This is a genomic window from Methyloprofundus sedimenti (assembly GCF_002072955.1).
Classification (GTDB): domain Bacteria; phylum Pseudomonadota; class Gammaproteobacteria; order Methylococcales; family Methylomonadaceae; genus Methyloprofundus; species Methyloprofundus sedimenti.
This window is the reverse complement of sequence record NZ_LPUF01000001.1, coordinates 1631622-1644747: the sequence shown is the minus strand read 5'-3', so window position 1 is coordinate 1644747 and position 13126 is coordinate 1631622. Positions and strand designations below refer to the sequence as shown.

Annotated in this window: 12 protein-coding genes; 5 read left to right on the top strand and 7 right to left on the bottom strand. The window is 41.8% G+C overall.

Annotation, left to right across the window (positions count from 1 at the left end):
* Positions 1-37 precede the first annotated feature (37 nt).
* Complete coding sequence (locus AU255_RS07275; protein WP_080522251.1) at positions 38-979, bottom strand: CsgG/HfaB family protein; 942 nt, start codon at positions 977-979, stop codon at positions 38-40.
* Between the two features lie 161 nt (positions 980-1140).
* Here AU255_RS07275 and AU255_RS07270 point away from each other — a divergent pair, with 161 nt between their 5' ends.
* From AU255_RS07270 to cobT, 4 genes are all read left to right on the top strand, one after another.
* Complete coding sequence (locus AU255_RS07270; protein WP_143735885.1) at positions 1141-1668, top strand: hypothetical protein; 528 nt, start codon at positions 1141-1143, stop codon at positions 1666-1668.
* A gap of 124 nt (positions 1669-1792) precedes the next feature.
* Positions 1793-2236 (top strand): universal stress protein, encoded by a 444-nt coding sequence (locus tag AU255_RS07265; RefSeq protein WP_080522249.1) that lies wholly within the window; start codon positions 1793-1795, stop codon positions 2234-2236.
* Positions 2237-2239: 3 nt separating this feature from the next.
* Positions 2240-2764 (top strand): bifunctional adenosylcobinamide kinase/adenosylcobinamide-phosphate guanylyltransferase, encoded by a 525-nt coding sequence (gene cobU / locus AU255_RS07260; protein WP_080522248.1) that lies wholly within the window; start codon positions 2240-2242, stop codon positions 2762-2764.
* A 2-nt stretch (positions 2765-2766) separates the two neighbouring features.
* On the top strand, positions 2767-3831 hold the full coding sequence (gene cobT, locus AU255_RS07255; protein ID WP_080522247.1) for a nicotinate-nucleotide--dimethylbenzimidazole phosphoribosyltransferase: 1065 nt from the start codon (positions 2767-2769) through the stop codon (positions 3829-3831).
* A 275-nt stretch (positions 3832-4106) separates the two neighbouring features.
* On the opposite strand, the gene dapB is transcribed toward cobT, so the two are convergent.
* The 6 genes from dapB to AU255_RS07225 form a co-directional block, all read right to left on the bottom strand.
* On the bottom strand, positions 4107-4916 hold the full coding sequence (gene dapB / locus AU255_RS07250; RefSeq protein WP_080522246.1) for a 4-hydroxy-tetrahydrodipicolinate reductase: 810 nt from the start codon (positions 4914-4916) through the stop codon (positions 4107-4109).
* Positions 4917-4921: 5 nt separating this feature from the next.
* Positions 4922-6064: a molecular chaperone DnaJ gene (dnaJ, locus tag AU255_RS07245; protein ID WP_080522245.1), complete on the bottom strand. Its 1143-nt coding sequence runs from the start codon at positions 6062-6064 to the stop codon at positions 4922-4924.
* Between the two features lie 267 nt (positions 6065-6331).
* Positions 6332-8260 carry a molecular chaperone DnaK gene (gene dnaK, locus AU255_RS07240; protein WP_080522244.1) on the bottom strand — a complete coding sequence of 643 codons (1929 nt, stop codon included), beginning with the start codon at positions 8258-8260 and terminating at the stop codon, positions 6332-6334.
* A 93-nt stretch (positions 8261-8353) separates the two neighbouring features.
* The gene (gene grpE / locus AU255_RS07235; RefSeq protein ID WP_080522243.1) at positions 8354-8956 is read right to left on the bottom strand and encodes a nucleotide exchange factor GrpE; all 603 of its coding nucleotides are present in this window, start codon (positions 8954-8956) and stop codon (positions 8354-8356) included.
* A 73-nt stretch (positions 8957-9029) separates the two neighbouring features.
* A complete protein-coding gene (hrcA, locus tag AU255_RS07230) occupies positions 9030-10070 on the bottom strand; it encodes a heat-inducible transcriptional repressor HrcA (RefSeq protein ID WP_080522242.1) in 1041 nt (346 codons plus the stop codon).
* 699 nt (positions 10071-10769) lie between these two features.
* Positions 10770-11159, bottom strand: a complete 390-nt coding sequence (locus tag AU255_RS07225) for a lipocalin family protein (RefSeq protein WP_080522241.1) — start codon at positions 11157-11159, stop codon at positions 10770-10772.
* Positions 11160-11536: 377 nt separating this feature from the next.
* Between AU255_RS07225 and AU255_RS07220 the strand changes: the two genes are divergently transcribed.
* On the top strand, positions 11537-13126 hold the full coding sequence (locus AU255_RS07220) for an ABC-F family ATPase (RefSeq protein ID WP_080522240.1): 1590 nt from the start codon (positions 11537-11539) through the stop codon (positions 13124-13126).

The following is a 13126-nucleotide window of genomic DNA, read 5'->3' as shown; positions in this document are numbered from 1 at the left end:
CTTCCATCGAAGCATACAATCTAGCAATACGTTGCCCTTACCACCCAGGAGTCACTCTGGGATAGTCAGGGACAGTTTCTCTAATCCCGGTATTCAATAGCCTACAAATATCTCCATACAGGATGCGCCCTGTTCCAGAAATTATTTTTGCCTTACTGAACTTCTCTTCGACCGAAGTCACTTCTATGCTACCAACCTGCTCTTCATACCCTCCCAATGACTCGCCGGTATCAACATCAATTAAGGATTCTCTTTGATGGACCACCTTACATTGTTTGCCTACTTCAAGCCCCACCCCTTTACCTCTATTTAAAATAACACCAGTGCTTGATACTTCAATAATCTTTATCGGATATATCCCGGCAAGAATTACATTTCCAACTTCTGTTGCAGCTTGGGTAAATAACAGATCTTTATAATCAGCTTCAGTCCAGTAGCGTCTTTCTGCTGATGGAATTTCCCTGCGCACTTCATCAAATTTTATTTTACTAATGACTTGATCCGCTAATACAATTTTCCCTGTGCTGCTTTGAATAACCTGAAATTGACTTTTGAATGTTGTTACCAGCCTCGGTAATGTTTCTCCAGTGATAGCGATATTCTGACTCACAGCACTGGTTTCCAGCCGGTTAATAACACCAGTGACTAAATAGTCTGCGACCAGAAGTTTACCCATTATTTCTATTTGCCCAGGCGCTGCCCAGGATGATTCAGTCAAGCGGTTTTCAGCCATGACTTTGTCGATCTGGGTACGACTCAACATATTAAACTTTCTGGACTTTGCCAGAAACTGAATTAGCTGATTAGAAAATTCTCGTTCAGCCAGTGTCCGTGTTATAGCTACCTCACCTATGTGAGTTGTTCCAATCACCTGACTAAGTTGAAATGGCAGTACCGCCATTGTAGGCTGTTTTACTGGAACGGCGAAGGATACTTCTATAAAAAAAGAGGCTAGCAGTAACACAAAAAATTTTTGCATATATTCATTTCTCCTTATGTGTTTCTGGCAAATTATACTGCATATAATGAGCCTTTACTGAATGTGCAAAATAACTTTTCGCTTAAACAGGCCCTTGACTCTAAAGGCAGTATAATAGTTTCAAATTAATATAATTCCGCTTATCCTCTTTTTCCCTTGAAATGGGCTTTCTAAAAACTATGTACGCATATCTAAAACTACTTTTCAATGTCTGTTTATTCAAAAAAGGGCCACATGAAATACCTCATTCAAAACAACTTTTGCGTCTGTCTACTATCGCCTATGCACTTATCAGCTATCTACTTATACTGTTATCTTCCGATAGTTTAAGTGCTTTGTTCCAGGTTGCTACAGAACTTATCATTACATTCAGTTTTGCAGCTTTGATACTAAGTATTGCAAATAAACTACAACGCTTTGTACAAACTACGAGCACTTTGCTCGGTACTGATGCGATTATAAGTACTTTTGCGATACCTATACTTGCAATACTGAATCAGGATCCTAGTAATATGCTTGCTATTTTAACAATGCTAGCACTTATGATATGGAACTGGTTAGTAACAGCCCATATCATCCGTCATGCCTTAAACAAATCATTTTCTTTTGCTTTAGGTATCGCTTTCTTATACGTATTTAGCGCCTCTCAAATCATGGGGATCTTATTTCCCATTAGCCCTGCATCTTAAGTCATTGGTAATATTAGATATTAATATACACTTAAAAAAACCAGACATAAAATTCTAGACTGCGTATACACTCTGTTGCAAAAGATGTTAAATTAGAATTATTGAATTACTTAGGGAGGCTAGAATGCATAACTATCAACATATTTTATTAGCTGCAGATTTTTCTGAACATGGTCAAGTCGTGGCTCAAAAAGCACGTTATTTAGCGGCAAAATATCACGCAAAGCTGAGTGTGATACATATAGTCGATAACTTGCCCATCACTGATGCTGCCTACGGACCGGTTATTCCTTTTGATATTGATTTAAATGAACAATTGATTAATGCAGCAACGAAACGATTGGCAGAACTGGGTAAACAACTGTCTATTCCTGAAGACAGACAGTTTCTGGAAATGGGCAGTGCCAAACTGGAAATCGTGGCTACTGCCGAGGAACAGCATGCAGACCTGATTGTAGTCGGCTCGCATGGTCGCCATGGTTTGGCTTTATTATTAGGTTCGACGGCTAACGGGGTTCTACATCATGCAAAATGCGATGTTCTGGCAGTACGTTTAAAGGATGATTAAATCATGAAGCATCTAATTTTAGGTGGTGCACGCTCGGGCAAAAGTAATTATGCCGAACAACTCGCTCAAACGAGTAATAAACAAGTTATATACATTGCAACAGGGTCAGCAGGTGACGATGAAATGCTAGAGCGTATTAGCAAACATCAGGCTGAGCGACCTAGATACTGGGAAACCATTGAAGAACCTATTCTTATCGCAGATGTATTAGCGCAATATGCGAGTACCAATAATTACCTGATAGTGGACTGCTTAACCTTATGGTTAAGCAATATTCTCTTTAATACCCGGGGAGAATATCAGGAAGACATTTTTCTCCAGCAAAAACAAGCCCTGCTGGAAATAGTACCCGATTTACACACAGATATTGCTTTTGTCAGCAATGAAGTCGGTTTGGGAGTTGTTTCAGTGGATGCAATGACACGTCGCTTTGTTGATGAAGCAGGCAAACTGCATCAACAACTGGCAAAGATTTGCTCGCATGTTACTTTAGTAACAGCTGGATTACCCCTTGCGTTAAAGCATTAGCAATGGACTGGTTGCAACACCCTATTCCACAGCCAGATCAACGCTATAAACTAACGGCAATAAAGCGACAGGAGCAACTGACTAAGCCCGCTGGCTCCCTGGGTGATCTGGAAGACCTGGCGATACGGCTTGCGGCGCTACAGGCAACTAATATGCCTAGTGTCGATAAAGTATGGATCAGTATTTTTGCTGCTGACCATGGTATCGCCAATGCAGGTGTTTCTGCATTTCCTCAGGCAGTTACCGCTGAAATGGTAAAAAACTTTGTCCATGGCGGCGCTGCTATCAGTGTACTGGCAAAACAACACCAGGCACATCTTGAAATAGTCGATGTCGGGGTTGCCAGTTCATTGACTGAGTTAAATATTATTCATCAAAAAATAGCCTTAGGCACAGCTAACTTCTTGACTCAGCCCGCAATGACTGAAAAACAATTATTGCTGGCTTTACAGGCTGGAAAAGATGCAGTAACTAGAGCACTTGCTGATAATAGTGATCTGTTTATTGCTGGAGATATGGGTATTGCCAATACCAGTAGTGCTACAGCAATCGCCTGCAGATTACTGAATATAAATGCCCAGCACTTGACGGGGGCAGGTACAGGATTAGACCACTCAGGTATACGACACAAGGTTAAAATCATACAGCAAGCCTTAAATAAGCATGCCAGTGCAGGTGACTTGCCGCTCTCTGTCCTGCAACATTTCGGCGGCTTTGAAATAGCTGCCTTAACGGGCGCTTATCTGGCAGCGGCGCAACAACGCACACCTATTCTGGTGGATGGCTTTATCTGCAGTGTTGCTGCTTTAATCGCCACACGCATTAATGCTGATATAAAACCCTGGCTAATATTTGCACACAAATCGCAAGAACAAGGTCACCAATTAATTCTACAAGCGTTACAAGCCAAAGCACTGTTAAATCTTAATATGCGCCTGGGTGAAGCAAGCGGAGCAGCGGTTGCGATTCCCTTATTACGTTCAGCCTGTGCTTTACATAAGCAAATGGCAACATTTGCTCAGGCACAGGTCTCAGACAGTAATAGCAAGCAAACTAAATCGCTTTAACATAGCTCCTATCAATTGATACCCTTTTTTTTATTCTTTGACGGCCAGTTTTTGAAAAACTGACCGTTTGATTTTTTCAAAGTGAGATATTACTCACTTTTTTATACTACGCGCAGTTTTACTAGTACGGGCAAATAGAGCGCTGCTTTTGCTCAAGAGCATGGCACTAAAACATGTGCAAAACAGGCCATGTCGCTGTTTTCACAACAATGCCCCTCTATCGGCAAAAAAGCCAGATACCAGAAAGTGGCAGTTCAAACTCACGCAAAGTATGACTAGAGGTTCTTCAAGCCTAAAACATCCTGCATATCATAAAGCCCATTTTTTTGCGCTTCCAGCCAGACTGCGGCACGAACCGCGCCATTGGCAAATGTCATTCTGCTAGTCGCTTTATGAGTAATTTCCACACGCTCGCCTTCATCGGCAAACATAACAGTATGTTCACCAACGATATCGCCAGCGCGAATAGTGGAAAAACCGATAGTTTTACGATCACGTTCACCGGTATCACCTTCGCGCCCGTAAACAGCACAATCCTTTAGATCGCGTCCTAACGCCTCAGCAACCACTTCTCCCATACGTAAAGCGGTGCCTGACGGGGCATCAACCTTATGTCGGTGATGAGCCTCAATGACCTCGATATCGGTATAGTCTCCCATTACCTTCGCAGTCATCTCCAACAATTTTAGTGAAAGATTAACCCCTACGCTCATATTGGGTGCAAGAACAATAGCGATATCTTTAGCTGCCGCAGCGATCTGCATTTTTTGCGCATCGGTAAAACCCGTTGTGCCAATTACTATCTTTTTCCCGGCCTGGCGACACAGCTCTATATATTGCATAGATGGCTCTGGACGTGTGAAATCAATGAGTACATCAAACTGATCCAGCACACCGGCCAGATCATCATTAATGCTAACATCAAGCTTTCCAATACCAGCCAAGTTACCCGCATCTTTACCACAGGATTTGCTTCCACTACGCGCTATGGCTACACTTAAGGTAGTTTTTTTGGCTAACTCTGCAGCTTTAATCAAACATAAGCCCATACGCCCCGAAGCGCCGACAACTGCGACTCTGATCATAGGTATTATCCTGTTAATTTATCAAAAAAGCTTTTTACACCATCGATCCAGGTATGCTCTTGTGGGCTATGGTGCTTGCCCCCGGTGGATAATGTCTCACGAAATTGCTCGACCAAAACCTTCTGCTCTTTGGTCAATCGTACCGGTGTTTCAATTTGCACACGACACATCAAATCACCGACTGACCCACCACGTACTGGCTTAACACCTTTACCTCGTAATCTGAATAATTTTCCTGTTTGTGTTTCGGCAGGGACTTTTAATTTAACCTTACCGCTTAAGGTAGGTACTTCAAGTTCACCGCCTAAACAGGCAACAGGAAAACTAATTGGAACTTCGCAATATAAATTCGCTCCCTCACGAGTAAAAATTGGGTGATCTTTTACTTGCACCTGTACATATAGATCTCCTGATGGGCCACCATTTGCACCAGCTTCACCTTCGCCACTCAGACGAATACGATCTCCGGTATCAACACCTTCTGGAACCTTTACAGATAAGGTTTTGTTTTCCTGTACTCGCCCCTGTCCATGACATTGATGGCAAGGGTCTTTGATTTGCTGGCCACTGCCATGACAAGTAGGACACGCTTGCTGTACTGAGAAGAAGCCTTGTTGCATTCTGACTTGCCCATGGCCCTGACAGGTTGAACAAGTTACCGGACTAGAACCTTTCTTGGCACCTGAGCCGTTGCATTCGCTACAAGTAGTCAGTACAGGTACTCTGATTTTAGCTTCAGTACCTGCGACAGCTTCTTCCAGAGTCAGTTCCAGGTTATAACGTAAATCCGCACCACGCTGCACATTACTGCGCTGACGGCCGCCACCACCGCCGAAAATATCGCCAAAAACATCACCAAATATATCGCCAAAGCCTTCAGCACCACCACTAAAACCGCCACGACCACCGCCCATAGAATTATCCACGCCTGCATGACCGAACTGGTCATACGCTGAACGCTTCTGTGGGTCGGATAAAATTTCATATGCTTCTTTAATCTGTTTAAAATTTTTCTCAGATTCTTCTGGCTTTTCTTTATTTCTATCCGGATGATACTTCATAGCCATCTTGCGATAACTCTTCTTTATTTCCGCATCACTTGCGTTTTTACCCACACCCAGTAGTTTATAAAAATCTTCTTTTGCCATTGTTCAGTCCACACCCTAACATTGCCAGGGCTTAACCCCTGTTAAAATTCTATTTAAATAAGCTTTGTGCCTTACAGGACTTTCAAGCGAAGTGCAGAAAATATGCCTCAAGATATTAAGAAATAATAATTATCGTCGATAATATATTTTTCTCTTAAAAATAAAGCCAAACCACAAAGCTAGCATTTATATACTTACAACAACGCCCCGGCACAGATTCTTCCCGTGACGAGGCGTTTTCATTATTAAAACATCGATGTAAAAAACTTATTTTTTATCGTCGTCTTTTACTTCTTCAAACTCTGCATCAACAACACTATCGTCAACATCTGCTGCAGATTGCTCGCCAGCATCAGCAGCAGACTCTTCAGAGCCTGCATGCTGTGCATACGCACGCTCAGCCAATTTTCCTGATAATTCAGTTAATGCAGTAGTTTTCGCTTCGATAGCGTCTTTATCGTTGCCTTTGATCGCTTCTTTAAGTTCCGTAATGGCAGCTTCAATCGCAGTTTTCTCTTCAGCAGTGACTTGCTCACCGAGCTCTTCAATCGATTTTTCAGTCGCATTAATCATGCTTTCCGCAGTGTTACGTGCAGAAACCAATGCAGTAACTTTTTTATCTTCTTCTGCATGAGCTTCGGCATCTTTAATCATGCGTTCAACTTCATCATCCGATAAACCACTCGACGCTTTAATGATAATCGACTGTTCTTTGCCCGTTGCTTTATCTTTTGCAGAAACATTCAAGATACCATTGGCATCAATATCAAATGTTACTTCAATCTGCGGTATGCCACGACGTGCAGGTGGAATATCAGCCAGATCAAAACGTCCCAATGATTTATTGCCCGATGCTACTTCACGCTCACCTTGTAATACATGTACCGTAACCGCTGTTTGATTATCATCAGCTGTTGAAAATACCTGTGATGCGTTAGTTGGAATCGTCGTATTTTTTTCGATAAGCTTAGTCATTACACCGCCCATAGTCTCAATACCCAGAGACAGAGGCGTAACATCTAATAATAAAACGTCTTTAACATCACCACCTAATACACCTGCCTGAATCGCTGCACCTAAGGCAACCGCTTCATCAGGATTAACATCTTTACGCGGCTCTTTGCCGAAGATGCTTTGTACCATAGCCTGCACTTTCGGCATACGTGATTGACCACCGACCAGAATAACGTGATTAATCTGTTTAGCTGATAAGCCTGCATCTTTTAATGCCATTTCACAAGGACCTTTAGTGCGATCGATCAAATCACTCACTAAAGATTCTAATTTAGCACGTGTTAATTTAACATTTAAATGCTTAGGTCCTGTGGCATCAGCAGTCACATAAGGTAAATTGACATCAGTTTGTTCTGCTGAAGAAAGTTCAATTTTCGCTTTTTCTGCTGCCTCTTTTAAGCGCTGTAACGCTAATGGATCATTGTGTAGATCAATGCCATTATCTTTTTTAAATTCTGCAGCCAGATAATCAATAATACGTAAATCGAAATCTTCACCACCGAGGAAAGTATCACCGTTAGTGGCTAGTACTTCGAACTGGTGCTCACCTTCCACTTCTGCAATTTCAATAATGGAAATATCAAAAGTACCTCCACCTAAGTCATACACTGCAATTGTAGAATCACCTGGCACCTGGTCCATACCAAATGCCAAAGCCGCCGCAGTTGGCTCATTGATAATACGTTTAACATCAAGTCCAGCAACACGACCGGCATCTTTAGTTGCCTGACGCTGTGAATCATTAAAGTAGGCAGGAACTGTAATAACCGCTTCTGTAACTGTTTCACCTAAAAATGCTTCCGCATCTTTTTTTAATTTCATCAATACACGAGATGAAACTTCAGGTGCAGCCATTTTTTTACCATGACATTCCACCCAGGCATCACCATTTTCTGCTTCAATGATTTTATAAGGCACCATTTTGATGTCTTTTTGTACCACATCATCTTTAAAGCGACGCCCGATAAGACGCTTAATCGCAAATAAAGTATTTTCAGGGTTAGTTACAGCCTGACGTTTAGCCGATTGACCTACCAGGACTTCGTCATCTTTAGTAAATGCAATAATAGAAGGTGTAGTACGTGCGCCTTCGCTGTTTTCGATAACACGCGCTTTACCATTTTCCAGAACGGCAACACAAGAGTTAGTCGTTCCTAAATCAATTCCAATCATTTTAGCCATTGAATGCTCCAAAAAGGTTTATATATTTAAAAGTTAAATCTGATATGTGGTTGTTAATTTTTATTTCAAGCCTACTTTTCAAAATGAATTATTTTATGCGATAGCCTGGGCAACCACTACCATTGCAGGGCGTATTAAGCGGCCATTCAAAACGTAACCTTTTTGAAATACATTAATGACAGTATTTGGCTCTGCATCCGCCGTTGGCACCATAGTCATTGCCTGATGGAATTCCGGGTTAAACGGCTGGCCGATAGGGTCAATTGCTTCAATATTAAATTTAGCAAATACTGCTTCAAACTGTTTAACGGTTAATTCACTGCCTTCTCTTAATTTGACAACTTCAGGCACATCACTAGTCGCAGCTTGTATACCTAATTCCAGTGAATCAATCACACTGAGCAATTCCTTGGCAAATTTTTCCAGGCCATATTTATGTGCGCTATCCAGGTCTTTTTGTGTGCGTCTTTTCAGGTTCTCCATTTCCGCCTGAACTCGCAAGACTTTATCCCAGTTATCAGCGGCTTTTTTTTCAGCTTTTGCCAATTGTTTTTTTAACTCTTCTACAGAAAGTTCTGCATCTTCGGACTCTGGTACTTCAACTGCCTCTGCAGTTTCCTCATTATCAAGTTCAGCAAGGCCTTCAATCAAATCGCTAGCTGCTTGAGACTCCGGGGATGGTTGATCTTTACTCATTTATCGTACTCCAGAAAATATTATTAACTCATTGTAAAAAGATTCTTTTATCATGGGGATACTTACTCACTATTCAAGACTTGGTTTTCAAGGCAGCACCCAATAATTTTGCCGTGACATCGACATAAGGAATAATTTTCTCATAAGCCATCCGCGTTGGCCCTATGACACCTAACACGCCAACGACTTCATTATTGATTGAATAGGAAGATGTAACCAGACTACAGCGATCAAAAGCCTGATAACCTGACTCTTCGCCTATATAGATTTGTACACCATCGGCTTCCAGACATTTATCTAGTAAATGAATAATGCCACGCTTCTGGCTAAAAGCATCAAACAATCCTTTTAAGCGATCCATATCTGACAACTCAGAAAAACCCATCAAATTGGTTTCTCCGGATAGAATATAATCCTCTTTCTTCTCATCATTGCTGAAAGCCAGCTGCGCCATATTAATGGCATCCAGCATACTTTGATTGACGCGTTTCTGATCTTGCTGTAACTCTTTAACTACAGCTTCACGAACTGCGGCAAGACTGCGCCCCGTATATAAAGAAATAAGGTAATTTGCAGCTTGCTGCAATTCTGTAACAGAAAACTTTTTTGAGGTATGAATTATCCGGTTATGCACTTCATGCTCGTTAGTCACAAAAATAACAAGCACGCGCGTGTTGGATAAAGGTAAAAATTCTATATGCCGCAAACAGACCAGGTCTTTACGCGGTAATGTGACCACGCCGGCCATATGCGATGTTTCGGATAATAATTTAGATGCCATGCCGACCACATCTTCATTTTCCTGGTTGCTGAAACCATCATGCAGTAAATCAAGCTCTTGGTCTTGCAAGGGTTTAACGGATAATAAAGTATCCACAAAAAAACGATAGCCACTCACCGTTGGCACTCGTCCAGCCGAAGTATGCGGCGAATGAATCAAACCCAGATCCTCAAGGTCAGCCATCACATTGCGGATGGTGGCAGGACTTAGTTTTAAATCAGAATCTTTTGCTAAAGCACGCGAACCGACAGGTTGACCATCATGGATATAGCGCTCTACCAGAGTTTTTAATAATTGTTGCGAGCGTTCGTTTAGTTCAGGAGTAAATGCCACATCTGCCTCAAATAGTAATTACTAGCACTGTAGTCGTGCGAGTGACAGAATAGAAAAATAACAGTTTATTGCCGAAGAAGCAATGTTGTTAAGTCGTATACCCGGAATAAGAGGCATCAAGAATTAGTGAACAACCTGCTTTTTGCTGAAATATATCGACTAAAATGTGAACATCGACATCCTGGTGAAATTTCAATAATTTTGCAGCATCGTCAGAATCAATGCCTGTTTACTGTCAACTGTTGATCACTGCTTTGATTTTAAAGACCATAAGCGCATAGCTATTTTTCGCAACAGCTGCAGCAACTATTCATTGTCTAAGATAATCCCCTTTTTCTCAGTCTACCTGCCTTCAATACAATAACAAATTATGATGAGAATAGGAGTTTCGGAGGTCGCGGATGCATTATCTCTTTGTTACCCCCGCTTTATAAAGTTTCACTTGCGTTTAAGTGATCGTTTTGGCTGGCGTTTACTTCTGATTTCGTATTGGCTCCCAGTAACCGCTATTCCCTGTTGGGTAGCTTACCGGGAGTTTTTTGCACTTTTGCTTTTGCCCACTTACTCTCTTCACACAACGCAAAGACCGAATTGTCAACAGCTGGATGGCAGTTATACCAGTTATACCGCTCCGCGATACTAGCTAATTCAGGCTACGATTTGGCTTGCGCGCTAACAATATTGAAGTAATAGAACGACTTACTTTTTAGTGAACTGATAAATATTTCCATATTTAGCTTTTAATACCATATTATTTTCGCCTCTTTCTTCCAGTGAAAATATTTCAAATTTACCAGCCCTGCCAAGTACCGAAACTTTTAATTTACCATCCTCGATAACATATTTGACGGGTGATTGATCATAATAGCCGCCATCACGAGGGATATTAGTAATTGTCACAGTGCCATTTTTAAATGTCCAGGTATCTTCACGTTCAATGAGTTCACTGCTGGTAGCGGACTGTTTGGTCGTGTCGAGTTTCCAGCTTCCTAGAATTTGATTATCTGATTCAAGAGGAATAGCGGCATTAACAACGCCTGCAAATGTTGATAAGCTTAATAAAATAACTATAAAATTTAATATTTTCATCTTTTCCTCTTTATTTATAATACAAGTACTTCATTGTACGCGTCCGTTAGTACAAAGTGTCATTAATTTTAAACACGGCAGGTTCGGTTTAACTCGTCTCTGTCATCTTGATGTTGTCAAATAAGCCCTTAATATCAAACTCAAGCACCTAACCGCTGCACCCACAACACTTGCAACGTTAACTTATTTAACCTATAGCCCGTTTTATCTGAGGCTCAAACTCAAGTCGCAGAATTTTCTGATTTACTCACATTTAGACATCGAAATCGCGTAGAATACGGCTCTTTTTAAAGATATTACATACATAAACGGCATACCTACCTGTCCCTTCAGGCTTATGAGTTTGTCGTTGTTACTTTACTCCCTAGAATATTATCATGCTTACAACAGCAAACATCACAATGCAATTTGGCGCCAAGCCACTTTTTGAAAACGTATCTGTTAAATTTGGTAACGGACATCGTTATGGACTAATTGGTGCCAATGGTTGTGGCAAATCAACCTTTATGAAAATTCTGGGGGGTGACCTGGAAGCCACATCTGGAAATCTCTCCAAAGACCCTCATGAACGTATCGGTAAATTGAAGCAAGACCAGTTTGCTTATGAGCAATACGCCGTAGTGGATACCGTTATTATGGGCCACGAGGAGCTATGGAAAGTAAAGTCAGAACGTGATGCCATATACGCTAACCCGGAGATGACAGAAGCGGATGGCATGCGTGCAGCTGAGCTGGAATTTGAATTTTCCGAAATGGATGGCTATACGGCTGAAGCGCGCGCCAGCGAATTATTGGCCGGCGTGGGAATTGCGCAAGATCAACACTATGGGCTTATGAGTGCCGTAGCGCCTGGCTGGAAATTACGTGTATTATTAGCGCAAGTGCTATTCTCTGAACCCGATATTATGCTGCTCGATGAGCCGACTAATAACCTGGATATCAACGCCATTCGCTGGCTAGAAAGCGTCTTAAATGAGCGTAATTGCACAATGATCATTATCTCGCATGATCGTCATTTCTTAAACAGCGTCTGTAGCCATATGGCTGATCTGGATTATGGTGAGATTCGCCTCTATCCAGGTTCTTATGATGATTATATGACTGCATCAACGATGGTCACAGACCAGTTACACGCAGATAATGCCAGAAAACAGGCAAAAATTACTGAACTCAAAGCTTTTGTCAGTCGATTTTCAGCCAATGCGTCAAAATCCAAACAAGCGACATCCCGGGCAAAACAACTGGAAAAAATTGACCTGACCGAAATAAAGCCCTCCAGCCGCAAAAACCCGTTTATTCGCTTTGATCAAGATAAAAAGCTACACAGGCTTGCGCTGGAAGTAGAAGGTCTGACGAAAAGTTATGATCAGGAATTATTTAGTCATTTTAATTTAATGGTAGAAGTTGGAGAACGTATTGCCATTATCGGCCCGAACGGAATAGGCAAAAGCACACTATTAAAATGCCTGGCAGGAGAAACAGAACCCACAGCCGGCAAGGTCAAATGGTCTGAAAATTCAGATATAGGCTACTGCGCACAGGATCACGCTGCAGACTTTGCACAAGACAAACAGTTATTCGACTGGATGGAGCAATGGCGACAACCGAGTGATGATGATCAGGTCATACGAGGCACCCTGGGGCGCTTATTATTTACCCAGGATGATATCTCTAAAAAGGTGAGTGTCTTATCAGGCGGTGAAAAAGGCCGTATGATTTTTGGTAAACTGATGCTGCGCCGCAATAATATTCTGTTACTGGACGAGCCCACCAATCACCTGGATATGGAATCCATTGAAGCACTCAATCTGGCGTTGGAAAATTACCCGGGCACCTTGATTTTTGTCAGTCATGACCGAGAATTTGTCTCCAGTCTGGCGACTCGTATACTGGAATTAACACCGGCAGGGATTGTTGATTTTCGTGGCAGCTATGAAGATTACCTGGCGAGTCAGAATGCTGGATAA